The sequence below is a fragment of the Sphingomonas jatrophae genome (assembly GCF_900113315.1).
Classification (GTDB): Bacteria; Pseudomonadota; Alphaproteobacteria; order Sphingomonadales; family Sphingomonadaceae; genus Sphingomonas_P; species Sphingomonas_P jatrophae.
In genome coordinates, this window is record NZ_FOZG01000003.1 from 528844 (window position 1) to 552674 (window position 23831).

Consider the following 23831-nt stretch of genomic DNA (forward strand, 5'->3'; position numbering starts at 1 on the left):
AGGTGCGCCCTTCGACAAGCTTCGGCCGAACGGCTAGGGTCGGGCGATGCTGATCCTCGGCCTTGAATCCTCCTGCGACGAAACGGCCGCGGCGCTGGTCCGCGATGACCGCACGATCCTGGCGCACAAGTTGGCCGGGCAGGAAGCGGCGCACCGCCCCTATGGCGGCGTCGTGCCCGAAATTGCGGCCCGCGCGCATGTCGAGATGCTCGCCCCGCTGGCCGAGGCCGCGTTGGCCGAGGCGGGCGTGCGGCTGGACGATGTCGACGCCATCGCCGCGACGGCGGGGCCGGGGCTGATCGGCGGCGTGATGGTCGGCCTCGTCACGGCCAAGGCGCTGGCGCTGGCGGCGAGCAAGCCGCTGGTCGCGGTCAACCATCTGGAGGGGCACGCTCTGTCGCCGCGGCTGGCGGACCCCGATCTGGCCTTTCCCTATCTGCTGCTGCTCGTCTCCGGCGGGCATTGCCAGTTGCTGGAGGTGCGCGGCGTCGGCGATTATCGCCGGCTGGCGACCACCATCGACGATGCGGCGGGCGAGGCGTTCGACAAGACGGCCAAGCTGCTCGGCCTCGGCTTTCCCGGCGGTCCCGCGGTGGAGCGGGCGGCGATAGCGGGCGATCCCCGCGCCGTGCCGCTGCCGCGCCCGCTGGTCGGCTCGCGCGAGCCGCATTTCTCCTTCGCCGGGCTGAAGAGTGCGGTGCTGCGCGCCGCCGATAGCGGCCGCTGGAGCGCTGCCGACATCGCCGCTTCGTTCCAGCAGGCGGTGGTCGATTGCCTGATCGATCGCACCCGGATCGCACTGGCTTCGGCAGGGCCGGTCACCGCTCTGGTGGTGGCCGGCGGCGTGGCGGCGAACAGTGCGGTGCGCGGCGCACTGGCGACGCTGGCGGCACGGCATGGCGTCCGCTTCGTCGCGCCGCCGCTGTGGCTCTGCACGGACAATGCGGCGATGATCGCCTGGGCGGGGGCGGAGCGGTTCGCCGCGGGGCTGACCGACCCGCTCGACGTGCCGGCGCGCGCGCGCTGGCCGCTCGATCCCGATGCCGAGAAAGCGCGCGGGGCGGGGGTGAAGGCATGAAGATCGGCGTGATCGGCGGCGGCGCATGGGGCACCGCGCTGGCACAGGTCGCCGCGGCGGATGGCGCGCCCGTGCTGCTCTGGGCGCGCGAGGCCGAGGTGGTCGCCGGCATCAACGACGCCCGAGAGAACAGGCTGTTCCTCGCCGGCGTGCCGCTCTCCCCGGCGGTCCGCGCGACGGGTGACCTTGCCGATTTGGCCGGCCTCGATGCGCTGCTGGTGGTGGCGCCCGCCCAGCATGTCGGCGCGGTGCTGCGCGAAACGCCCGCCGGCGCGGCGCTGGTGCTGTGCGCCAAGGGGATCGAGGCGGGCAGCGGACGGCTGGTGAGCGAGGTGGCGGCGGACGCGCATCCGGGCGCGGCGCTCGCCGTGCTGTCCGGCCCGACCTTCGCGCATGAGGTGGCGCAAGGCCTGCCGACCGCGGTGACGCTGGCGGTGGAGGATGAGGCGCTGGGCGCGCGGCTGGCGGAGCGGCTCGCCCGCCCCGGCTTCCGCCCCTATCGCTCGACCGACGTGATCGGGGCGGAGGTGGGCGGCGCCGTCAAGAACGTGCTTGCCATCGCCTGCGGCGTGGTCGACGGGGCGGGGCTCGGCCAGAATGCGCGCGCCGCCCTGATCGCGCGCGGCTTTGCCGAGATGACGCGCTTCGGCCTCGCCAAGGGCGCACGGCCGGAAACGCTGGCGGGGCTGGCGGGGCTCGGCGACCTGGTGCTGACCTGCTCGTCCACCTCCAGCCGCAATTTCTCGCTCGGCCGGGGCCTCGGCGAGGGACAGAGCCCGGCGGCGCTGCTGGCCGATCGGCGGACGGTGGCGGAAGGCGCCTTCACCGCGCCGGTGCTGGCGGAAACGGCGCGGGCGATGAGCGTCGAAATGCCGATCGTCGATGCAGTCTGTGCGCTGCTGGACGGCAGCGCGGACGTGGGCACGGTGATCGAGCGGCTGCTTGCCCGCCCGCTCCGCGCGGAGATCTGAGACGACCTGTTTGTTGGCCGTGGTTCCCGGGCCGGCAGGTGAGTCCACCTGCCTCGGAACCACTCTAGAAGTCGACGATCCGGCCGCCGTCCTTGCCATGTTCCCAGTCGCCGTAGCGCGTCGGATCGAGGCCGTTCTTGCCGACCTGCGGCTCCACCTCCACCTCGCGCGGCTCGGGCACCGGCGTGTTCGGCGTGAGATAAGCGGGCGGGCGGACGTGGGCGGGGCGTTTGCCCATGATTTTGCTCCGGTTGCGAAATGTGGCGCGCTCTCCCACATCGGCGTCGAGAGGACGTGCCGCAAGATGATCCGTTTCCGAACCGGCCTGTTGCTGGCGGCGCTGACCGCCTTGTTCATGGGGCTGGGCTTCATGGCGGGTGGACCGCGGGGTGCGCTGCTCGCGCTGCTGGTCGCGGCGGGCATGAACCTGTTCACCTACTGGAATGCGGATCGCATCGTCCTGTCCATGCACGATGCGCGCGAGGTGGATGCGCGGCGCTGCCCTGAGCTGGGAGGGCTGGTGCGGGCACTGGCGCGACGCGCGGGCATTCCGATGCCGCGGCTCTACATCATCGACGATCCGCATCCCAACGCCTTCGCCACCGGCCGCGATCCCGATCATGCCGCGGTGGCGGTAACGACCGGGCTGCTTGGCCTGCTCGACCGCGACGAGATTGCCGGCGTGCTGGCGCATGAGCTTGGGCATATCCGCAATCGCGACACGCTGGTGATGACCATGGCGGCGACGGTCGCGGGTGCGATCTCGATGCTGGCCAGCTTCGGTCTCGCCGGGCGGGTGCGGGGCAATCCGTTGCTGCTGATCGTCGGCGTGGTCGCAGCCCCGTTTGCCGCGGCGATGGTGCAGATGGCGATCAGCCGCACGCGGGAATATGGCGCCGACCGCGCCGGGGCCGAGATCTGCGGCAAGCCACAGGCGCTGGCCAGTGCCCTGGCGAAGCTTGCCCGGGGCGCGGCCGAGCGGCCGAGCCCGGCGATGGCGCGAAATCCCGCTGCCTCCGCGCTCTATATCGTGCCTGGTGGTCAGGCATTGTTCTCCACCCATCCCGCGACGGAGGATCGCATCGCCGAGCTGATGGCGATGCGCCCGGCGGCGCCGCGTCCGCCCCGCGCCTCCGCTCTCGATCCACTGGGTGCCAAGCGTTGAGCGGCGAGGAGGGCGGCACGCCGCTGCCGCCGGGTTTCGCGGTTCGTCGCTCGGCGCTGCGCCTGCTCGATGCGGTGCTGCGCAAGGGCCTGCCGCTTGAGGCGGCGCTGCCGTCCGCGACCCAATCGCTCGACCGCGCGGATGATCGCGCCTTCGCCCACGCCATCGCTGCGGAGACGCTGCGCCGCCTGACCGATCTGGACGCGCTGATCGACGCTGCCACGGCCAAGCCGCTGCCTGCCGACGCAAAAGCGCGCACTGCGCTGCGCATCGCATTGGTCCAGGCGCTGGCGCTCGGCACGCCGCCGCATGCCGCTATCGCGACGGTGCTGCCGCTGGTCGATGGCGGCCCGCGCCGGCTGGTCCACGGCGTGTTCGGCGCGACGATGCGGCGCGGGGCGACCCTGCCCTCCCCACCGCATCTGCCCGACACCGTTGCCACGCGCTGGCCGGCCGCATGGGTGGAGCCGGCACGCGCCATGCTGGCGGCACCACCGCCGATCGATCTGACGCTGAAGCCGGGCGTGACCGCACCCGAGGGCTTTACGCTTGCCTCCGGCCACGTCCGCGTGCCCGCAGGCACCGCCGTGACCGCGCTGCCCGGCTATGAGGCGGGAGACTGGTGGGTGCAGGACATTGCCGCCTCGCTTCCCGCCCGGCTGATCGGGGCCGGCCGCGGCCACGCGATCGACCTGTGCGCTGCGCCGGGGGGCAAGACGATGCAGCTGGCGGCAGCCGGCTGGCAGGTCACCGCGCTCGATCTCGACCGCAAGCGGCTGGACCGGCTGCGCGAGAACCTCACCCGCACGCGACTGAGCGCGCGGGTGGTGGAGGCCAATGCTGGCGTGTGGCTGCCCGATGCACCTGCGGACGCCGTGCTGCTCGATGCGCCCTGTTCGGCCACGGGCATCTTCCGCCGCCACCCGGATGTGCTGCACCGCGCCCGGCCGCGCGCGATCGCCAATCTCGCTGCACAGCAGGCGGTGCTGCTGGCGCATGCGGCGGAGATGGTCGCACCCGGCGGCGTGCTGGTCTACGCCGTCTGCTCGCTGGAGCGGGACGAGGGCGAAGCGGTGGCGGACGGCTTCGCCGCTTCCGGTTTCGTGCCCGAGCCGATCCGCGCCGATGAGCTGCCCGACGGCTTCGTGCCGGATGCGAGCGGCCGGCTGCGCGTCGCACCGGGCACGCTGGCCGAGGCGGGCGGTGCCGACGGCTTCTTCGTCGCGCGATGGCGACGCAGCCTATAGGTCAGCGGCGGTGCCGCTTATGCGTTGGCGGCGGGGCGAGGGGCGTATAGAGGTGCGGGCCCCTGCCCCACCTGGAAGGCCGCAATGCCCGCCGATGCCCTGCCCCCATTTTCGCTGACCGCCCACCCGGCCCCGCGCACGCCCGACGAACGTGCCGTGCTGATGGAAAATCCGGGCTTCGGCCGGGTCTTCACCGATCACATGGTGACGCTGCGCTGGCGCGAGGGTGAAGGCTGGCAGGACGGCAGGGTGGAGCCGCACGGCCCGTTCAAGCTCGATCCCGCCTGCGCGGTGCTGCATTACGCGCAGGAGATCTTCGAGGGCCTGAAGGCCTATCGCTTCGACGATGGCGCGCTTGCGCTGTTCCGGCCCGAGCGCAACGCCGCACGCTTCCGCGATTCCGCACGCCGTCTGGCAATGCCCGAACTGCCGGATGAGCTGTTCCTCGGCTCGCTGGAGGCGCTGGTGAAGGCGGATCGGGACTGGGTGCCGGGCGGTGACGGCAGCCTGTATCTGCGCCCCTTCATGTTCGCCAGCGAAGCGTTTCTCGGCGTGCGGCCGGCGAGCGAGTTCATCTATTGCCTGATCGCCTGTCCGGTCGGCGCTTACTTCAAGGGCGGCGTGAAGGCGGTGTCGCTGTGGGTGTCGGAGGATTTCACCCGAGCGGCGCCCGGCGGCACCGGCGCGGCCAAGTGCGGCGGCAATTACGCCGCGAGCCTGATCGCGCAGGCGCAGGCGATCGAGCATGGCTGCGACCAGGTCGTCTTCCTCGACGCCGCCGAACATGCCTATGTCGAGGAACTCGGCGGCATGAACATCTTCTACGTGATGGATGACGGCAGCCTCGTCACGCCACCGATCGGCGGCACCATCCTGCCCGGCATCACGCGCGAGTCGATCATCGCGCTGGCACGCGACGAGGGACGGCAGGTGGAGGAGCGGCGCTACCGCTTCGACGAGTGGCGCGCAGACGCCGCATCCGGCCGCCTGCGCGAGGCGTTCGCCTGCGGCACCGCCGCGGTCGTCACGCCGATCGGTCAGGTGCGCTCGGCGAGTGGCGATTTCACCATCGGCAACGGCTCCGGCGGCACCGTCACCGACAGCCTGCGCGCGCGGCTGACCGGTATCCAGCGCGGTCAGGTGGCCGATCCGTTCGGCTGGGTGCGACGGATCGGTTGAGCCAAGCGACGGATAGAGCAGGAAAATTTCCGCGGCGGCCGCTTGCGGAGCGGCCGCCGCGGGCGTAAAAAGGCCAGAATGGTTGCCCAATCTGCGTCTCCCCTTTTCCTGCGCGAAGCCGAAATCCGCAAAGGGGTCGAGCTTCTCTATTTCGGCTATTCGAACCTGTATCGCGGCACCGACCGGACCCTGGCCGACCAGGGTCTCGGCCGGGCGCATCACCGCGCGCTCTACTTCATCGCGCGTCAGCCCGATCTGACCGTTTCGGCGCTGCTTCGTATCCTCAGCATCACCAAGCAGTCGCTCGGCCGCGTGCTGAACGAGTTGGCGGAGCGCGGGCTAGTGGAAAGCCGTCCGGGTACGAGCGATCGCCGCCAGCGGCTGCTGCGCCTGACCGAGGCAGGCGCGCGCCTTGAGGGCGAGTTGTTCGCGGCGATGAAGGACAAATTGTCCGGTGCCTATGCCCGCGCGGGGCAGAGCTCAGTCACCGGTTTCTGGCAGGTGCTCGAAGGCCTCGTCGAAGGCTGAGGCGTCAGCGCGCCGCGGCCGCCATCTCGGCATTGCGCCGGGCGGCGGCGGCAAGCGTTTCCGCCAGCAGCCGGTCGAGATCGCCATCGCGGTCGAGGCGGTTCATGCCCTCGCGGGTCGATCCTCCGGGGCTCGCGACACGGTCCGCCAGCACCGCCGGCGGCTCATCCGCCTGCACCGCCAGCGCAGCCGCGCCGTCCACCGTCGCCAGCGCGAGCCGCGCCGCCTGATCGGCGGGCAGGCCGAGCGCCGCGCCTGCCTTCGCCATCGCATCGACAAAGCGGAACAGGAAGGCCGGGCCGCAGCCGGACAGCGCCGTCACCGCATCGAACAGCGCCTCGTCCTCGATCCATTCGACCAGGCCAAGCGGCGCCAGCAACGCGGCGACGGCATCGCGCCGGACATCGACGCCGTGCACCGCCATGACGCCCTTGCCGACCGCAACAGGCGTATTCGGCATCACGCGGGCGACCGCGCGCGAGGCGAAGCGCCGCCGCAGCGACGCGATCTCGACACCTGCGAGGATCGACACCAGCACCGTCTCGGGCGCGACGATCGGCGCCAGCGCGGGCGTCACCGCATCGAGCAGCTGCGGCTTCACCGCGAGCACCAGCGTGGCAGGCTGCGCGCCATCGGGGGGCGGGGCCGGCAGCGCGACGATGCCACCCGGCAGATTGCCCGCCTGAGGGTCGATCACCGTCACCGTGGCAGGATCCAGCCCTGCTGCCAGCCAGCCGCGAAGCATCGCGCCGCCCATATTGCCCGCGCCGACGAGCCAAAGCGGACCGTGATGAATGGCCACGGCCTCGCTCAGGCCTCGCCCTGTGTCTCGATCAGCGCGGCGGCGATCGCCTCAGCCGGCGTCTTGTCCGCCCAGAGGACGAACTGGAAGACCGGGTAGAAGCGCTCGCACTCGTCCAGCGCCGCTTCGACCAGGGTCTCCGCGCCATCCAGCGTCAGCGCCGGCTCGTCACCTGCATCCAGCAGCGCGGCATGGCGGAACAGCAGCATGCCGGAGGAGGCCCACATCTCGAAATGGCCGATCCACAGCTGCTCGTTGATCAGGCCGATCGTCTCGTAAATGGCGGCACGCTTGTCGGCGGGCACGCGGATGTCAGGCAGCGCCAGGAACTGGAGGACGCGGTCCTCCTCCCGCCAGACGGCACGCAGCTCATATTGCGTCCAGGAGCCTTGCGCGGTGGCGACAATCTCCTCGTCTCCGCTGCGCTCATGGCTCCAGCCATGCGCATCGAAGTAATAAGCCAGCATGTCGATCGGCAGCGCGCCGTCGTCTCGGTCGGACATTTGGTCGTCGAGCATCATCATCGGAACGCGGCCCCCTTCGCCGAGGCAGGCCGAGCGTGGCCCAACGGCCCCGTCGCTGTCCAGCGACTCGGGGCCGAACAGGTGATTAAGCGGTGGATAAGTGTGTATTCCCGCGTGGATCAGACGACGGGCGGCTCACCGGGCAGCCGATCGGACGTGGCGCCCGTGGTGCCGCCGGCATCGGGCGACACGGTATAGCTGTTCGGCACCGGCGGCTCGCCCTTGCCCTCCAGCGCATCGAGGCGTGCGCGCAGCGCCTCCACCTCGTCGCGCGCGGTCGCGGCCATGGCCTTCACCGCATCGAACTCCTCGCGGGACACGAGATCGAGACCGCCGACCCACTCACGCGCGCGCGCGCGCATCGTCGATTCCGCCTCGCGCCCCATGCCGGCCAGCGTGCCGGCGGCGCCGTTCAGCACCTTGGCGAGATCGTCGAAAAAGCGGTTCTCGGTCTGCATGGGGAAGCTCCACAAACGGTGGCCGGACCCGGTGCGCCGGCCTGCCGACCGGGACAATCCGGTGTCAGATGGACACTTGGGTGCTGGCAGCGTCTGGCGCAAGCCTCTCCGCATCGGGGTTCAGCACGTCGTAGCGGTGGTTCAGCACCGCCGCGAACAGCAGCCAGGCGATATAGGGCAGCAGCAGCAGCCCCGCCACCCGGCGCACCCGGAAGAAGGCCCAGGCGGTCGCGGCGGCGAGCGGGATCAGCAGGAGGATCCACCAGAAAGCCAGGCTGACCTGGTGCGCCGCGAAGAACAGAGGCGACCAGGCGAGGTTGACCGCGAACTGGACGACAAACAGTGCGATGGCGAGGCCACGCCCGCGCGCACCGCGGGCATGGACGACCATCGCCAGCGCCACCCCCATCAGCAGATAGAGGATCGTCCAGACGATACCGAAGGCCGCACCCGGCGGCATGATCGACGGCTTGGTGAGTGCGGCAAACCAGGCATTGTCCGTGCCCGATCCCGACAGCCGGCCGGACGCGGCGCCGAGCAGCACGACCAGCGGAACCAACACCAAGGCCCAGCGCAGGAATGACCAGCGAAGCTGCGACGGAGATGCGATCTGGCCCAAAGAACCCCCCGAACCCGGGCGCCCGCTATTCGGCCGGCTGGGCCTTGGCGAGCGCAGTCTGCAAGTTGCGTGACACCGCGTTAGGCGATTCCGTGCGCCGCGCCATCAGCAAATAGAGGGCCGGGATTAAGAAGAGAGTTACCAAGGTCGCGATCGACACGCCCCAGACGACGACGACGCCGATCGCGCGGCGCGCACCCGCCCCCGCGCCGGAGGCCACCATCAGCGGCACAGCACCCGCCACGGTGGCGATGGAGGTCATCAGGATCGGGCGGAGACGGCGAACCGAGGCCCGGCGGATCGCCTCGAGGAACTCGACGCCCTCGTCACGCAGCTGGTTGGCGAATTCGACGATCAGGATCCCGTTCTTGGCGGCGAGGCCGACGAGCATGACGATGCCGACCTGGCTGTAGAGGTTGAGCGTCTGCCCCATCGCCGCCAGCCCGATCACGCCGCCGGCAACCGCCAGCGGCACCGTGGTGATGATGATGGCGGGGTGGATGAAGCTTTCGAACTGGGCGGCGAGGACGAGATAGACGAGCAGGATCGTCAGCACGAAGGCGAGGATGATCGAGCTGCCCGTTTCCTTATAGGCCTGGCTTTCGCCGCGATAACCGACGGCGGAGACCTCGGGGGCGGCGGCAGCCTCCTGTTCGAGGAAGGCGAGCGCCTGCCCCAGCGAATAGCCGGGCGCGAGGCCTGCCGTGAGCGTGATCGCGCGCATCTTGTTGTAGCGCCCAAGCTCACGCGCATCTGCCGCCGGGCGCATCGTCACGAGATTGGACAGCGGCACCAGCGCACCGGTGCGCGCGCGGACGTAGACCTGGCCGAGATCCTGCTCCACCGCGCGGCCCGACGGCTCCGCCTGCACGATGACGCGATATTCCTCGCCCCGGTCGACATAGGTTGAGACGCGGCGCGAGCCCATCAGCGTCTGCAACGCCTGACTGACCGCATCGACCGAGACGCCGAGATCGCCGGCACGCGCGGTGTTCACATCAATGCGCAGCTGCGGCTTCGTCGCCTTGTAGTCGCTGTCGAGGTTGAGCAGGCCGGGATTGCTCTGCGCCGCGGCGATGATGCGATCCCGGGCGGCAGCGAGATCGGCATAGGTGGTGCCTGCGATGACGAAATTGACCGGATTGCCGCGGCCGCGGCCGAGCGACGATGGCGCCGCCGCATTGCCGCGCAGCCCCGGCTGATCCGCCAGCGCCTCGTTGATCATCTTGACCACGTCGGCGGTGGTTTCCGTCCGCTCCTCCCACGGTTTCAGGAAGACGCTGACCGAGCCCTGGTTGAAATCCTCGGTGGTGCCGTTGGCCGATGGTGCGCGCACCACCGTGCGGCGGATCGCGCCCTTGCCGACCAGCGGCTGAACGCGATCTTCGAGCCGCAGCACCTGCCGCTGCAGCTCGTCATAGCCGGTGCCCTCGGCGGTGGTCACCTCGGTGCGGATGATGCCGACATCCTCGGGCGGGGCGAGTTCCGACGACAAGGCGGTGAACAGCACACCCGCGCCGACGACCAGCAACGCCGCGCCTGCCGCCACCAGCCACGGCCGGCCGAGCGCACGGTCGAGCCCGCCGGCATAACGGTTCTCGACGCCCACCAGGCCCCGCTCGACGAGGGCGGCGATCCGCCCGCGCTCGCTCTGGCGGAGCAGCTTGGAGCAGAGCATCGGCGTCAACGTCAGCGCGAGAAAGCCCGAAAAGGCGACCGCCCCGATCATCGCCGCACCCAGTTCACGGAACAGCAGGCCCGTCTGGCCTGACAGGAACATGATCGGCACGAACACCGCGCAGACGACCGCCGTGGTCGAGATGACGGCGAACCCCACCTGTCGCGTGCCGAGGAAGGCGGCGGCGAGCGGGTCCTCCCCCTGCTCGATCCGGTGATAGACGTTCTCGAGCACGACAATGGCGTCGTCGACGACAAGGCCGATCGCCAGCACCAGCGCGAGCAGGGTCAGCAGGTTGATCGAGAAGCCTGCGGCCCACAGCACGCAGAAGGTGGCGAGCAGACAGATCGGCACGGTGACCGCGGGGATCAAAGTCGCCCGCCATGAGCCGAGAAACAGGAAGATGACCAGCACGACGAGCACCGCCGCCTCGGCGAGTGTATGGTAGACGGCCTCGATCGCGCGCTCGATGAACAGCGAGCTGTCGGAGCCGACGCCGATCGTCATGCCCTTGGGAAAGCCGGGGCGGATCCGCTCCACCAGCGCCTTGGCCTCTTCCGCCACCGACAATGTGTTCGCGCCCGACTGGCGGACCACGCCGAGCCCGACACCCTCGATGCCGTTCGAGCGGAAGCTGGTGTAAAGGTTCTCCGCCCCCTGCTCGACCCGCGCGACATCGCCGAGGCGGACGAGATAGCCGCCCGCACCCCGGCCGACGACGAGGGCGTTGAACTGCTCGGGGCTGCCGAACGGCCGGTCGACACGCAGCGTCACATTCTGGCTGCGCCCCTCGATCCGTCCGGCGGGCAGCTCCACATTCTGGGAGCGCAGCGCCATCTCAACGTCGTTCGGGGTGAGGCCGAACGCGGCGAGCCGCTCGGGTTTCAGCCAGACGCGGATCGACGGCCGCGCCTCGCCCGCGACGGTCACGCGCGCCACGCCGTCAAGTGCGGACAGGCGATCGACGAGGTTGCGGTCCACCCAGTCGCTCAGCTGCAGCCGGCTCCAGCCGGGCGGTGCGGTCAGCGCGAACCACAGGATCGGCTGCTCGTCCGCATCGACCTTGCGGATCTCGGGAGCGAGCACCTCTTCGGGCAGATCCTCGGCCACCGCGCCGACGCGGTCGCGCACGTCGTTCGCCGCCGAGTCGACATCGCGATTGGGGGAGAATTCGATGGAGATCGAGCTGACGCCATCGCGCGAGCGCGAGGTGATCGTCTCGATCCCCTCGATGCCGGCCAGCCGTTCCTCGATGATCTGGGTGACGCGGCTTTCGACCACGTTGGCGGCCGCGCCCGTATAGGTCGTCTCGACCGAGACGACAGGCGGATCGACATCGGGATATTCGCGCACGGGCAGCGCACGGAAGGCAACCAGACCGGCGACCGTCAGCAGGATCGCCATGACCGCCGCGAAGACGGGCCGTTTGACCGAGATATCGGACAGGCCCATGCGCGTCAGCCCTTCGCCGCCCCGCGGGCAGGGCCTTGCGCGGCCTCCTGCCCTTCGATGCGGATCTTCATCCCGTCCGCCACCTTGACCACGCCATCACCGACGACGCGGTCGCCTGCGCTCAGCCCCTCGACGATCTCGATCAGGCCGGCATCGCGCGTGCCGGTGCGAACGGGCACGCGCTTGGCCGTATCACCCTCGATCCGGAAGACGAAGCGGCGCTCCCCCTCCCCAACCACGGCGAGTTCGGGCACCGCCAGCCCGGACCGGGGCCGGGACTGGATCGCCACGGTCAGCAACATGCCGGGTTTGAGCAGGCGATCCGGGTTGGGCAGCAGCGCACGGACCAGCACCGAGCGGGTAGCGGGATCGACCACCGGATCGATCGTCGTGATGCTGCCGCGGAACGGGCGATCACCGAAGGCCGCCGCCCGCGCCTCGATCGTCTGACCTTGCGAGATCTGGGTCAGGATCGTCTCGGGCACCGGAAAGTCGAGCTTGATCTGGGAGATGTCGCTGATCTGCGCGATCTCGGTTCCCGCAGTGACGACGGCCCCGACCGACAACATGCGCAGCGAGGCATAGCCGGAGAAAGGTGCCACGATCACCCGGTCGCCGATGGTGGCGCGGGCCTGCGCTGCCTGAGCGCGCGCCGAGGCGGCGGCGGCAAGCTGCGTGTCCAGCGTGGCGTTGGTGGCGAAGCCGCGTTCGCGCAGCCGCTGGAGACGGGCGAGCTGCTGCTCGGTCTCGCGCTCCGAGGCGCGCGCCTGGGCGAGTTGCGCCGTCTCCTCGGCCTGCGCCAGCCGGGCGACCACCTGACCGGCGCGGACATAGCCGCCATCGGTGAAGTTGAGCGAGACGATCCGCTCGGTCACGGGCGCCGCCAGCGTCACCTGCTCGCGCGCGCGCGCCGTGCCGACCGCCTGGATGCTGTCAACGAAGCGGCGCGGCGTGGCGGCAACGGCGCTGACCATCGGCGCCGGCCGCTCGGTCTTGGGCTTCTCGCTCCCGCAGGCGGCGGCGAGAAGCAGCGGGAGGAGGATGAGAGCGCGCATGGACGGGTGAGAGGGCTATCCCTCCACCCGCCGGGGTTCAAGCGGCCATTGAACAATTCAATCTTGTAACGGATCGGAAATTGCGCGGCGTGCAGCGAGCAAAAACTCCACATTCCCTTCCGGGCCGGTGATCGGGCTGGGCACGATGCCCTCCACTTGCCAGCCCTGCGCGGTCACCCACTCGGCCGCAGCGTCACATACGCGGGCGTGGATCGCGGGATCGCGGACGACGCCGCCCTTGCCCACCTCGCCGCGCCCGGCCTCGAATTGCGGCTTCACCAGCGCCACCAGCCGGGCACCCGGAGCGGCGAAACGAAGCGGCGTATCGAGCACCTTGGCCAGCGCGATGAAGCTGGCATCGCAGACGATCAGGTCGATCGGCTCCGGGATCTCCGCCTCGGTCAGGTGGCGGGCATTGGTCTGCTCCAGCACGACGACGCGCGGATCCTGCCGCAGCTTCCAGGCGAGCTGGTTGGTGCCCGAATCGACGGCATAGACCTTCGCCGCGCCGCGGCTGAGCAGCACATCGGTGAAGCCGCCGGTGGAACTGCCGACATCCATTGCCACGGCACCGGCCACGTCCCAGCCGAAATGCGTCAGGGCATGATCGAGCTTGATGCCACCGCGCGACACCCACGGGTGATCGCGTCCGCGCACCTCCAGCGGGGCGTCGGGCTTTACCGGCTGTCCCGCCTTTGCCAGCTTGGTTTCGCCGGAGAAGACGTGGCCGGCGAGGATCAGCGCCTGCGCGCGCGCGCGGCTTTCGGCGAGGCCACGCTCGACGAGCAGCTGGTCGGCACGAATGGTGGTCGGCATCGCGCCTTGTCTAGCGCCCGCCCGCCGGCTTGTCGAAGCGCCAGAGGCTCCGCCTCCATCCGGCGCATGGAACCGGCAGCCGGGCGCAGAGCGGCTTCCTAAGTTGAACGGTAGAGATAATCTCTACGTTGCGACTCAAGGATTTCACCTCGTCGCGAAGGAGGCCGACGCATGACGTTCGCACGCTCCGAACAGGCCCGGTCCGAACTGGCCCGCGCCGAACTGGGTGGTCGGATGCCGACCATCCTCACCGTTCCGGGCCTTGGCGGCTCGGGCCCCGCCCATTGGCAGACGCTCTGGGAACAGTCGCGCAACGACACCATCCGCGCGGAACTCGGCAGTTGGGACGCGCCGAGCCGCAATGCGTGGGTGACGCGGCTCGATCAGGCGATCCGGAATGCGGCCGCGCCGGTGATCCTCGTTGCCCATTCGCTCGGCTGCCATGCGGTGGCATGGTGGGCGACGCTGACCGGGCAGCCGTGGGGCTGGCCGGTTGCGGGCGCGCTGCTGGTCGCGCCGCCCGATGTGGACCAGGCCGATGCCTGCGTGTCGCTCCGCCGCTTCGCGCCCGCACCGCGCGAATCGCTGCCCTTCCCGTCGATCCTCGTCGCTTCGGACGACGATCCCTATTGTTCGCTCCAGCGCTCGTTCGATCTCGCGCGCCATTGGGGTTCGACGTTCGAGGATGCCGGCCCGCTCGGCCACATCAACGCGGCGAGCGGCCTCGGCTTCTGGCAGGATGGTCAGGCGCTGCTCGACCGGCTGATCGGCGCGAGCGAGCAGAGCGCCGCTGGCAGCACGCCGGCCGAGGTGACGCGGGCGCTGGAAGCGCGGGCCTAGGCCCGCGCGCCCTCGACCACGCCGACGGCATTGCGGCGGAGTGCGGCCAGCACCGTCGCCACGATCGCGTCGGCGTCCAGCCCCGCCTCGGCATATTGCCGCTCCGGCTTGTCGTGATCCTGGAAGCGATCGGGCAGGCGCATCGTGCGCAGCTTGAGGCCGCCGTCGATCAGGCCCTGATCGGACGCCATCGTCAGCACGTGCGCGCCGAAGCCGCCGATCGAATTCTCCTCGATCGTCACCGCCACTTCATGGCTGACCAGCAGGCGGCGGATCAATGCCTCGTCGAGCGGCTTGGCGAAGCGGAGATCGGCAACGGTGGCGGACAGGCCCTGCGCTTCGAGCCGTTCGGCTGCCTTCAGCGCCTCCTCAAGCCGCGTGCCGAGCGACAGGATCGCGACCGTCTTGCCTTCGCGCACGATCCGCCCGCGGCCGATCTCCAGCCGCTCGGGCACCTCAGGCAGTGCCACGCCGACGCCGTTGCCGCGCGGGTAGCGGAGCGCGATCGGCCCCGAATCGTGCAGCGCCGCGGTGTGCGTCATGTGGACCAGCTCGGCCTCGTCCGCCGCGGCCATGACGACGAAGTTCGGTAGCGACGCGAGGTAGGTCACGTCGAAGCTGCCCGCGTGCGTCGCGCCGTCCGCACCGACCAGGCCCGCCCGGTCGATGGCGAATCGCACCGGCAAATTCTGGATCGCGACGTCGTGGACGACCTGGTCGTAGGCGCGCTGGAGGAAGGTGGAATAGATCGCGCAGAAGGGCCGCATCCCCTCCGCCGCCAGCCCCGCCGCGAAGGTCACGGCATGCTGCTCGGCGATGCCGACGTCGAAGAAGCGATCGGGATGTGCGGCGGCGAACTTGTCGAGACCGGTGCCGGCCGGCATCGCCGCGGTGATCGCGCAGACCCTGTCGTCACGCGCCGCCTCGGCCAGCAGCGCCTGCGCGAACACGCCCGTATAGCTGGGCGGGCCCGGGGGCGCCTTGGCCTGCACGCCGGAGACGACATCGAACTTCTGCACGCCGTGATACTTGTCCGACGCCGCCTCGGCCGGGGCATAGCCCTTGCCCTTCTTGGTGACGACATGGATCAGGCATGGCCCCTCGGCCGCATCGCGCACATTCTGCAGCACGGGCACGAGGTGATCGAGATTGTGGCCGTCGATCGGGCCGACATAATAAAAGCCCAGTTCCTCGAACAACGTGCCGCCCATCGTCATGCCGCGGGCGAACTCGTCCGTCTTGCGGGCAGCGGTATGGAGCGGGCGCGGCAGGCGCCGGGCGACCTTCTTCAGCAGATCGCGCACGCCGAGGAACTCGCGGCTGGACACGATGCGCGAGAGATAGGCGGACAGGCCGCCGACGGGCGGCGCGATCGACATGTCATTGTCGTTGAGGATGACGATCAGCCGGTTGCCCGCCTGCTCGGCATTGTTCATCGCCTCATAGGCCATGCCGGCGGACATCGCGCCATCGCCGATCACCGCGATCGCCTTGCCCGGCCGGCCCGCCAGCTTGTTCGCCACCGCGAAACCGAGCGCGGCGGAGATCGACGTCGACGAATGCGCCGCGCCGAACGGGTCATATTCGCTCTCGCTGCGCTTGGTGAAGCCGGACAGGCCACCCCCCTGCCGCAAGGTGCGGATCCGGTCGCGCCGGCCGGTCAGGATCTTGTGCGGATAGGCCTGGTGGCCAACGTCCCACACCAGTTTGTCGCGCGGCGTGTCGAATACATAATGGAGCGCGACCGTCAGCTCGACGACGCCGAGCCCCGAGCCGAGGTGGCCGCCGGTGGTGCCGACGGCGGAAATCATCTCCTGCCGGAGATCATCGGCAAGCTCGCGCAGCCGGTCTTCGGGCAGGCGGCGAAGGTCCTCGGGCGTGGCGACGGTGTCGAGCAACGGGGTGGCGGGGCGATCGGACAAGGGACAGGCTTCCTCCAGCTTGTCCCCGCTTAGTCGAACGCAGGCGCGCTGTCGAACCGCGCCAACATGCAGCAAAACCGGTGCGACGGCGTTACGGCAGGCGGAGCCGCTCACGCGGTCGATGAAAGGATAACAAGGATGAAGGCTGTCGCGCGCGCGTTGGCGCTGGGTATGATCGGTCTGGTGGCGGCGTGCACCACATCCGCGCCGCAGACGCAGGTCACCCGCTTCCATCTCGGCCAGCCGATCGCGCGCGGCCAGGTGGCGGTGGAGCCGCTCAACCCGGCGGTGGGCGGCAGCCTGGAATATAATCTGTTCGAAGGTGCGGTGTCGCGCGAACTGGCGCGTGCGGGCTTCAACGTGGCGCCGGGCGTGCCGCAGTCGGAGCTGGTCGCGGTCGTCTCGGTCAATCGCAACTTCCGCGAAGAGCAGCGTCAGGGCTCGGGCGTGTCGGTGGGTCTCGGCGGCGGCGGCTTCTCGGGGGGGCGGCGTGGCGGCGGCATCGGCCTTGGCGGCGGTGTCAGCTTCCCCATCGGCGGCGGCCGGGGCCGCGAGGTGACGGCGACCGAACTTGCCGTGCAGCTGAAGCGGCGCTCCGACGGCACGGTCATCTGGGAAGGACGCGCCCAGACGCAGGCGGCATCGAACAAGCCGGAAAGTGCGCCCGACGCGACCGCGGCGCGCCTTGCCAACGCGCTGTTCGCGGGCTTCCCCGGCGAGTCGGGACGGACCATAAGCGTCAAATGACGCTCCGCATCTCCGCCGCCTTCGACAGCGGCAACATCCGCGTGGTGGACGCGCGCGACGACGGCTTCGATCTCGAAATCGTGCGCGATCATCAGTCCGATTTCTACCAGTGGTTCCACTTCCGCCTGACGGGCGCGAAGGACCGGCCGGTCGCCCTGCGCATCCTGAACGCGGGCGGCTCAGCCTATCCGGACGGGTGGCCGGGTTACCGCGCCTGTTATTCCTACGATCTGGAAGAGTGGCGCCGGGCGGAGGGCACCAGCTATGTCGGGCAGACGCTGACGATCGAGCAGACGTTCTCGGCGGACAGCGTGTGGATCGCGTACTTCGCCCCCTATTCGCAGGAGCGGCACCAGGCGCTGATCGCCGCCGCGCAGCTGGCCGATGGCATCACCTACGAGTCGCTCGGCCACACGCTCGACGGGCGTGACCTCGATTATCTGCGCGTCGAGGGTGGACCGAAGCAGGTGTGGCTTTATGCGCGCCAGCATCCGGGCGAGACGATGGCCGAATGGTGGATGGAAGGCGCGCTCGACCTGTTGACCGATCCGCACAGCGCGGTCGGCCGGGCGCTGCGCCAGCGTGCCACCTTCCACCTCGTGCCCAACATGAACCCGGACGGATCCGCCCGCGGCCACCTGCGCACCAATGCGGCGGGGGTGAACCTCAACCGCGAATGGCACGCGCCGACGGCCGAGCGCAGCCCCGAAGTGCTTGCGGTGCGTGGCCGCATGGATGCGACCGGCGTCGATTTCGCCATGGACGTGCATGGCGACGAGGCGATCCCCTACGTCTTCCTCGCCGGCTTCGAGGGCATACCGTCCTGGACGGAGGCGCAGGGCAGCGCTTTCACCGCCTATCGCACCGCGCTTGCGCGCCGGTCGCCCGATTTCCAGTTCAAGCACGGCTATGGCGTCGCCGCGGCGGGCAAGGCCAATCTGGCCATGTCGACCAACCAGCTGGCCGAGCGGTTCGGCTGTGTGGCGATGACGCTGGAGATGCCGTTCAAGGACAATGACGACCTGCCCGATCCCATTCACGGCTGGTCGCCCGAACGATCCGCCCGGCTGGCGGAGGAGTGCCTCGGCGCGTTGCTGGAGATGATCGAGACGCTGCCGCAGACGCGCCGCCCCGCTGCCTGAACGCCCAAGGAGACGCGCCATGACCGATCCCATCGCCATCGCCACCCGCCGCCGCGAGATGGCGGTGGAGCATCTGCTGTTCCGCCTGATCGGCTATGTCGAGGAACGGCAGCCCGGCCTGATCGACGCGCTGGAGGCGAGCCTCGATCATCTCGGCGACCCTGCGCATGACGAGACCAAGGACGACGAGGCGGTGCGCACCATCGCACGCAAGATGATCGAGGGCGCGCGGCGCGGGTGAGCCCGACGGTGCGGAAGAAAGGATGACGGGCGGCGCCTCTCTGTTCTAAGCGCCCTCGAGCACAAGAACAGGGAGCCCGCATCTTGCCCAATCTCGTCCTGATTCGTCACGGCCAATCCGCCTGGAACCTGGAGAACCGCTTCACCGGCTGGTGGGACGTGAACCTGACGGCGCAGGGCGAGCAGGAGGCGAAGGCCGCGGGCGAGCTGCTGGCGGCGCGGGGCCTCGATTTCGACCTCTGCTTCACCAGCTTCCAGACGCGCGCGATCAAGACGCTGAACCTCGCGCTCGAGGCGATGGGCCGGCTGTGGCTGCCGGTGGAGAAGGACTGGCGGCTGAACGAGCGCCATTATGGCGGCCTGACCGGGCTCGACAAGGCGGAGACCGCCGCCAAGCACGGCGAGGACCAGGTGAAGATCTGGCGCCGCTCGTTCGACATCCCGCCGCCGGACAGCGATGTGGGCGGCCCTTACGACCTGTCGGCCGACCGCCGCTATGCGGGCATCGCCATCCCCTCGACCGAGAGCCTGAAGGACACGATCGCGCGCGTTTTGCCCTATTGGGAAGCGCGGATCGCGCCCGAGCTGAAGGCGGGCAAGCGTGTCGTCATCTCCGCCCACGGCAATTCGCTGCGGGCGCTGGTGAAGCACCTCAACCACATTTCGGACGACGAGATCGCCTCGCTGGAGATCCCGACGGGCAAGCCGATCGCGTTCGAGCTGGACGGCGATCTGGCGATGAAGGACTGGTATTACGTCCATGAGCGGCAGGGCTGAGCGCCATGGCTGACGCCCCGCTCGTCGGCATCATCATGGGTTCGCGCTCGGACTGGCAGACCATGCGTCATGCCGCCGAGACGCTGGCGGCGCTCGGCGTGCCGCATGAGGCCAAGGTCGTCTCCGCGCACCGCACGCCGCAGCGTCTCTACGATTATGCGGGCAGCGCCGCCGAGCGCGGCCTGAAGGTGATCGTCGCGGGTGCCGGCGGCGCGGCGCACCTGCCGGGCATGGCGGCGGCGATGACACGGCTGCCGGTGCTGGGCGTGCCCGTTGAAAGCGCGAGCCTGAAGGGCATGGATAGCCTGCTCTCCATCGTCCAGATGCCGGGCGGCATCCCGGTCGGCACGCTGGCAATCGGCAAGCCCGGCGCGATCAACGCCGCCCTGCTCGCCGCAGCGATCCTCGCGACGAACGACGAGGCGCTGGCCGGGCGGCTGGACGCGTGGCGCGCGCGGCAGACCGCGGCGGTGGACGAAGCTCCCGAATGATCCCGCCCGGCTCCACTATCGGTATCCTCGGGGGCGGCCAGCTCGGCCGCATGATCGCCATCGCCGCGGCGCAGCTCGGCTATCGCACGCACATCTACGCACCCGAGGCGAGCGGCCCGGCGATCGATGTCGCCCGCAACTGGACGCGCGCGGCCTATGAGGACGAAGCCGCGCTTGCCGCCTTCGCCGCGCAGGTGGACGTCGTCACCTACGAGTTCGAGAATGTGCCGGTGGCCCCGCTCAAGGCACTCGGCCACACGCCGCTCCATCCCCCGGCCGCCGCGCTCGAGGTCGCGCAGGATCGACTGGCGGAGAAGAGTTTCGCCGAGCGCCTTGGCATTGCGACTGCGCCCTGGGCGGCGGTCGACGATGCGACATCACTCGCCGCGGCGCTGGAGCAGGTGGGCACGCCGGCGATCCTGAAGACGCGCCGCTTCGGCTATGACGGCAAGGGGCAGGCGCGCATCATGGCGCCGGAGGATGCGGCGGCGGCCTGGGATGCGGTCGGCCGGCGCCCGGCGGTGCTGGAAGGCTTCGTCACGTTCGAGGCGGAATTCTCGATTGTCGCAGTGCGCGGGGCGGACGCCTTCGCTACCTATGAGGCGCCGGAGAACCGCCACAAGGATGGCATTCTCGCCACCTCCACCCTGCCCGCATCATCGATCATCCGCGACCAGCAGGACCAGGCGGAGGCGATCACCCGCCAGCTCGCCGAGGCGCTCGACTATTGCGGCGTGCTGACGTGCGAGTATTTCGCGACTGCCGATGGCCCCGTGTTCAACGAGATGGCACCACGCGTCCACAATAGCGGCCATTGGACGATCGAGGGTGCCGCGACATCGCAGTTCGAGAACCATGTCCGCGCGATCTGCGGGTTGCCGCTCGGCTGGACCGCGCGCGCCTTCGGCCGCGTCGAGATGCACAATCTGATCGGTGCCGAAGCGGGCGGCTGGCACGGCTGGCTGGAGCAGGGCGGCCATCTCCACCTCTATGGCAAGGGAGAGGCGCGGCCCGGCCGCAAGATGGGGCATGTGACTTTGCTGGGATGAGGCGCCGCTAGCGCGCCTTCTCCGCCGCATAAGCCTGCGTGCCTTCGTGCAGCACGCGATCGCCCTCGACGATCTCGCCCGGCGCAAAATCGGGCAGGCTCGCCAGCTCGGCATAGAGCGGGGCGAAATCGGTATCCACCGCCGTCCTGAGCAGTTCGTCGAAGCTGCGGATGACGAAGTAATTCTGCTGATAATCGTCGATGCGGTAGCGCGTCCGCATCACCCGCTTCAGATCGAAGCCAATCCGGTGCGGGCTGTCGCTGTCGAGCGCGAAGCGGCTTTCCCCCGCGGACGAGACGATCCCCGAGCCATAGATGCGAAGCGCACCCGCTTCCTCCACCAGCCCGAACTCGACGGTGTACCAGTAGAGCCGCGCCAGTTTGTCGAGCGCGCCATAGCCCATCGAACGCAGGCCGCCCTGGCCATAGGCCTGGATGAAATCGGCAAAGACCGGATCGGCCAGCATCGGCACATGGCCGAACACGTCGTGGAAGACGTCCGGCTCCTGCAGATAATCGAGCTGGTCGGCCCGGCGGATGAAATTGCCCGCGACGAAGCGGCGGTTGGCAAGATGCTCGAAAAAGACCGCGTCGGGCACGAGGCCCGGCACCGCGACGACGCGCCAGCCCGTCGCACGCATCAGCCGCTCGGTCAATTCCTCGAAATCGGGGATGCCCGGCCGCGACAGGCGCAGCACGTCGAGGCCGCGCAGATAGGCTTCGCAGGCGCGGCCGGGCAGCAGCTTTACCTGCCGCTCGAACAGCTGATCCCAGATGGCATGCTCTTCCGCCGTATAGCGGTCCCACCCCTGCGGGATGGTCCAGTCGGCCGCGGCGCCGGGTGGGGGAAGATCGCTCGCCATCGCCGATGGTTATGGTTTCATATGCAACGACAGGCAAGCGGATGCGGCAGCGATCGCCACCGCATTCCAGCGCCCTAGCCGGCGTCGGCCACCAGCGCCTGCCAGCCCGTCTCGTTCATCGTCTCGATGCCGAGATCCTGCGCCTTCTTCAGCTTCGAACCTGCGCCCGGGCCGGCCACCACCAGGTCCGTCTTAGCCGAGACCGAGCCCGACACCTTGGCGCCGAGCGCCTCCGCCTGCGCCTTGGCCTCGTCGCGGCTCATCGTTTCGAGGCTGCCGGTGAACACCACCGTCTTGCCGCTGACGCGCGATGCACGCGTTTCGTGGCGCACGTCGGTGACGGTCAGCTCGCCCGCCAGATCGTCCACCACCGCGCGATTGTGCGGCTCCGCGAAGAAGTCGAGCAAGGCCTCCGCCACTTCCGGGCCGATATTGGGCGTAGCGACCGCGGCGACGAGCTCGCGCGCACGGCGCAGCTCGAACTTGCGCTCGGTCTCGCCCAGCACGGGAGCGAGCCCTTCACGCACCGCCAGCGCCGCGTCGATCATCGCGACGAAGCCCGCATAACTCTCGTACCGGCGCGCCAGATCGCGTGCGGTGACCTCGCCGACATGGCGGATGCCCAGCGCGAACAGGAAGCGGTCGAGCGACACGGTGCGCCGCTCCTCGATGGCGGCGAGGAGATTGTCGACCGAGGTCTCGGCCAACCGCTCGCGCGCCAGCAGCACGTCGCGCTTATCGCGCAGCCGGAAGATGTCGGCGGGCGATTCGATCAGGCCATCGCGGAAGAAATCCTCCACGCGCACGGCACCCAACCCCGTTATGTCGAAGGCGCGGCGCGAGACGAAGTGCATCAGCCGCTCCACGCGCTGCGCCGGGCAGATCAGCCCGCCGGTGCAGCGATAATCGACCTCGCCCTCCTCGCGTGCGACGGCCGAGTCGCAGGCGGGACAGCGCGTCGGGAAGCTCCAGGGCGCGCGCGGTTCGTCGGGCGTGAGGTTCTCGACGATCTGCGGGATCACGTCGCCTGCGCGTTGCAGCAGCACGCGGTCCCCCGGGCGCACGCCAAGCCGCTCGATCTCGTCGGCATTGTGCAGCGTCGCGTTGGTGACGACGACGCCGCCCACCGTTACCGGCTCCAGCCGCGCGACCGGCGTGATCTTGCCCGTGCGGCCGACCTGCGTGTCGATGGCGTTCAGCGTCGTCTGCGCCCGCTCGGCCGGGAATTTGTGGGCGAGGCCCCAGCGCGGCGCACGGCCGACCGTGCCGAGCCGGCGCTGCCAGTCGAGCCGGTCGACCTTGTAGACGACGCCGTCGATGTCGAAGGGCAGGTCCGCCCGCCGGGCCTCGATCCGGGCATAGTGCGCCAGCGCATCGTCCAGCGTGGCGCAGCGGACGAACAGGTCGGAAACGGGAAAGCCCCAGTCGCGCAGCGCTGCAACGACCTCCGCCTGCGTGTCGCCCGGCAGCGCGCTCGTCTCGCCCCAGCCATGCGCCAGGAACCTGAGCGGCCGCGAGGCGGTGACGGTCGCATCCTTCTGGCGGAGCGATCCGGCGGCGGCGTTGCGCGGATTGGCGAAGACGCGCTCGCCCGCCAGCCGCTCGTTCAACGCGGTAAAGTCGGCCTTGGCCATGTAGACCTCGCCGCGCACCTCGAACACGTCCGGCGCCTCGGCAGGCAGCGCCTGCGGGATGTCGGCGATGGTGGCGACGTTGGACGTGACATTCTCCCCCACCTGCCCGTCGCCCCGCGTCGCAGCGAGGACAAGCCGGCGGCCTTCGTAGCGGAGCGAGCAGGACAGGCCGTCAATCTTCGGCTCGGCGGTGAGCGCGACCGGCTCGGCCTCGGGCAGCTTCAGGAAGCGACGGACGCGGCCGAGGAAATCGGCCACCTCCTCGGCGGAGAAGGCGTTGTCGAGGCTGCCCATCGACACCTTATGCGCCACCTTGGCGAGGTGCGCGGCGGGCGCAGACCCCACCCGCCTGCTCGGCGAATCGGCGCGGACGAGCTGCGGGAAGGCTGCCTCCAGTTCGCGATTTTCGCGGACCAGCGCGTCATAGGCGGCATCCGACAGTTCGGGCGCGTCCTCCTGATGGTACAGGCGGTCGGCGCGGGCGATCTGCGCGGCGAGATCGGCAAGACGGGCGGCGGCTTCGGCTTCGGTCATGATCGCGGGGCTATGCCCGAG

The 23831-nt window shown here is 69.8% G+C and carries 24 protein-coding genes; 13 read left to right on the plus strand and 11 right to left on the minus strand.

The window, feature by feature from the left end:
- Positions 1 to 46: 46 nt before the first annotated feature.
- Together tsaD and BM360_RS18030 are read left to right on the plus strand one after the other, a co-directional pair.
- Positions 47 to 1078, plus strand: a complete 1032-nt coding sequence (tsaD, locus tag BM360_RS18025; protein ID WP_093316874.1) for a tRNA (adenosine(37)-N6)-threonylcarbamoyltransferase complex transferase subunit TsaD — start codon at positions 47 to 49, stop codon at positions 1076 to 1078.
- Positions 1075 to 2049, plus strand: a complete 975-nt coding sequence (locus BM360_RS18030; RefSeq protein ID WP_093316877.1) for an NAD(P)H-dependent glycerol-3-phosphate dehydrogenase — start codon at positions 1075 to 1077, stop codon at positions 2047 to 2049. The genes tsaD and BM360_RS18030 overlap by 4 nt, the downstream gene beginning before the upstream one ends.
- A 64-nt stretch (positions 2050 to 2113) precedes the next feature.
- Here the strand turns inward: BM360_RS18030 and BM360_RS19225 are convergent, their stop codons facing one another.
- On the minus strand, positions 2114 to 2287 hold the full coding sequence (locus BM360_RS19225) for a DUF1674 domain-containing protein (RefSeq protein ID WP_106407398.1): 174 nt from the start codon (positions 2285 to 2287) through the stop codon (positions 2114 to 2116).
- A gap of 66 nt (positions 2288 to 2353) precedes the next feature.
- On the opposite strand from BM360_RS19225, the gene BM360_RS18035 reads away from it, so the two are divergent.
- The 4 genes from BM360_RS18035 (at position 2354) to BM360_RS18050 (ending at position 6168) form a co-directional block, all read left to right on the plus strand.
- Complete coding sequence (locus tag BM360_RS18035) at positions 2354 to 3214, plus strand: M48 family metalloprotease (protein ID WP_093316879.1); 861 nt, start codon at positions 2354 to 2356, stop codon at positions 3212 to 3214.
- Positions 3211 to 4461 carry an RsmB/NOP family class I SAM-dependent RNA methyltransferase gene (locus BM360_RS18040; RefSeq protein WP_093316882.1) on the plus strand — a complete coding sequence of 417 codons (1251 nt, stop codon included), beginning with the start codon at positions 3211 to 3213 and terminating at the stop codon, positions 4459 to 4461. The genes BM360_RS18035 and BM360_RS18040 overlap by 4 nt, the downstream gene beginning before the upstream one ends.
- 84 nt (positions 4462 to 4545) lie before the next feature.
- Positions 4546 to 5640, plus strand: coding sequence for a branched-chain amino acid aminotransferase (locus tag BM360_RS18045; protein WP_093316885.1), 1095 nt, complete (start codon positions 4546 to 4548; stop codon positions 5638 to 5640).
- Positions 5641 to 5718: 78 nt separating this feature from the next.
- On the plus strand, positions 5719 to 6168 hold the full coding sequence (locus tag BM360_RS18050) for a MarR family winged helix-turn-helix transcriptional regulator (RefSeq protein WP_093316888.1): 450 nt from the start codon (positions 5719 to 5721) through the stop codon (positions 6166 to 6168).
- 4 nt (positions 6169 to 6172) lie between these two features.
- On the opposite strand, the gene proC is transcribed toward BM360_RS18050, so the two are convergent.
- From proC to BM360_RS18085, 7 genes are all read right to left on the minus strand, one after another.
- Entirely contained in the window at positions 6173 to 6964 is a 792-nt protein-coding gene (proC, locus tag BM360_RS18055) for a pyrroline-5-carboxylate reductase (RefSeq protein WP_093317439.1), read from the minus strand.
- Between the two features lie 14 nt (positions 6965 to 6978).
- The gene (locus tag BM360_RS18060; RefSeq protein WP_207544652.1) at positions 6979 to 7491 is read right to left on the minus strand and encodes a type III secretion system chaperone family protein; all 513 of its coding nucleotides are present in this window, start codon (positions 7489 to 7491) and stop codon (positions 6979 to 6981) included.
- A 122-nt stretch (positions 7492 to 7613) separates the two neighbouring features.
- Positions 7614 to 7952, minus strand: coding sequence for an accessory factor UbiK family protein (locus BM360_RS18065; RefSeq protein WP_093316894.1), 339 nt, complete (start codon positions 7950 to 7952; stop codon positions 7614 to 7616).
- Positions 7953 to 8016: 64 nt separating this feature from the next.
- Positions 8017 to 8571: a TspO/MBR family protein gene (locus BM360_RS18070; RefSeq protein WP_093316897.1), complete on the minus strand. Its 555-nt coding sequence runs from the start codon at positions 8569 to 8571 to the stop codon at positions 8017 to 8019.
- Between the two features lie 25 nt (positions 8572 to 8596).
- A complete protein-coding gene (locus BM360_RS18075; protein WP_093316900.1) occupies positions 8597 to 11701 on the minus strand; it encodes an efflux RND transporter permease subunit in 3105 nt (1034 codons plus the stop codon).
- A 5-nt stretch (positions 11702 to 11706) separates the two neighbouring features.
- Positions 11707 to 12756, minus strand: a complete 1050-nt coding sequence (locus BM360_RS18080; protein ID WP_093316903.1) for an efflux RND transporter periplasmic adaptor subunit — start codon at positions 12754 to 12756, stop codon at positions 11707 to 11709.
- 57 nt (positions 12757 to 12813) lie between these two features.
- Complete coding sequence (locus BM360_RS18085; RefSeq protein ID WP_093316906.1) at positions 12814 to 13572, minus strand: TlyA family RNA methyltransferase; 759 nt, start codon at positions 13570 to 13572, stop codon at positions 12814 to 12816.
- Positions 13573 to 13743: 171 nt separating this feature from the next.
- Here BM360_RS18085 and BM360_RS18090 point away from each other — a divergent pair, with 171 nt between their 5' ends.
- The gene (locus BM360_RS18090) at positions 13744 to 14412 is read left to right on the plus strand and encodes an RBBP9/YdeN family alpha/beta hydrolase (protein WP_093316908.1); all 669 of its coding nucleotides are present in this window, start codon (positions 13744 to 13746) and stop codon (positions 14410 to 14412) included.
- Here BM360_RS18090 and dxs read toward each other — a convergent pair.
- Positions 14409 to 16334, minus strand: a complete 1926-nt coding sequence (gene dxs / locus BM360_RS18095) for a 1-deoxy-D-xylulose-5-phosphate synthase (RefSeq protein ID WP_093316911.1) — start codon at positions 16332 to 16334, stop codon at positions 14409 to 14411. The genes BM360_RS18090 and dxs overlap by 4 nt on opposite strands.
- A 138-nt stretch (positions 16335 to 16472) precedes the next feature.
- Between dxs and BM360_RS18100 the strand changes: the two genes are divergently transcribed.
- The 6 genes from BM360_RS18100 to BM360_RS18125 all read left to right on the plus strand — a co-directional run bounded on the left by BM360_RS18100 (position 16473) and on the right by BM360_RS18125 (position 20780).
- Positions 16473 to 17081 carry a DUF4136 domain-containing protein gene (locus BM360_RS18100; protein ID WP_093316913.1) on the plus strand — a complete coding sequence of 203 codons (609 nt, stop codon included), beginning with the start codon at positions 16473 to 16475 and terminating at the stop codon, positions 17079 to 17081.
- Positions 17078 to 18223 (plus strand): M14 family metallopeptidase, encoded by a 1146-nt coding sequence (locus BM360_RS18105; protein ID WP_093316916.1) that lies wholly within the window; start codon positions 17078 to 17080, stop codon positions 18221 to 18223. The genes BM360_RS18100 and BM360_RS18105 overlap by 4 nt, the downstream gene beginning before the upstream one ends.
- A 19-nt stretch (positions 18224 to 18242) precedes the next feature.
- Entirely contained in the window at positions 18243 to 18464 is a 222-nt protein-coding gene (locus BM360_RS18110) for a hypothetical protein (protein ID WP_093316918.1), read from the plus strand.
- 83 nt (positions 18465 to 18547) lie between these two features.
- The gene (gene gpmA, locus BM360_RS18115; RefSeq protein ID WP_093316921.1) at positions 18548 to 19240 is read left to right on the plus strand and encodes a 2,3-diphosphoglycerate-dependent phosphoglycerate mutase; all 693 of its coding nucleotides are present in this window, start codon (positions 18548 to 18550) and stop codon (positions 19238 to 19240) included.
- A gap of 5 nt (positions 19241 to 19245) precedes the next feature.
- A complete protein-coding gene (gene purE, locus BM360_RS18120; protein ID WP_093316923.1) occupies positions 19246 to 19731 on the plus strand; it encodes a 5-(carboxyamino)imidazole ribonucleotide mutase in 486 nt (161 codons plus the stop codon).
- Positions 19728 to 20780, plus strand: a complete 1053-nt coding sequence (locus tag BM360_RS18125) for a 5-(carboxyamino)imidazole ribonucleotide synthase (RefSeq protein WP_093316926.1) — start codon at positions 19728 to 19730, stop codon at positions 20778 to 20780. The genes purE and BM360_RS18125 overlap by 4 nt, the downstream gene beginning before the upstream one ends.
- A 7-nt stretch (positions 20781 to 20787) precedes the next feature.
- Here the strand turns inward: BM360_RS18125 and phhA are convergent, their stop codons facing one another.
- Together phhA and ligA are read right to left on the minus strand one after the other, a co-directional pair.
- Positions 20788 to 21642, minus strand: coding sequence for a phenylalanine 4-monooxygenase (phhA, locus tag BM360_RS18130; protein ID WP_093316928.1), 855 nt, complete (start codon positions 21640 to 21642; stop codon positions 20788 to 20790).
- Positions 21643 to 21716: 74 nt separating this feature from the next.
- Positions 21717 to 23813 (minus strand): NAD-dependent DNA ligase LigA, encoded by a 2097-nt coding sequence (gene ligA / locus BM360_RS18135; protein WP_207544653.1) that lies wholly within the window; start codon positions 23811 to 23813, stop codon positions 21717 to 21719.
- Positions 23814 to 23831: the final 18 nt, after the last annotated feature.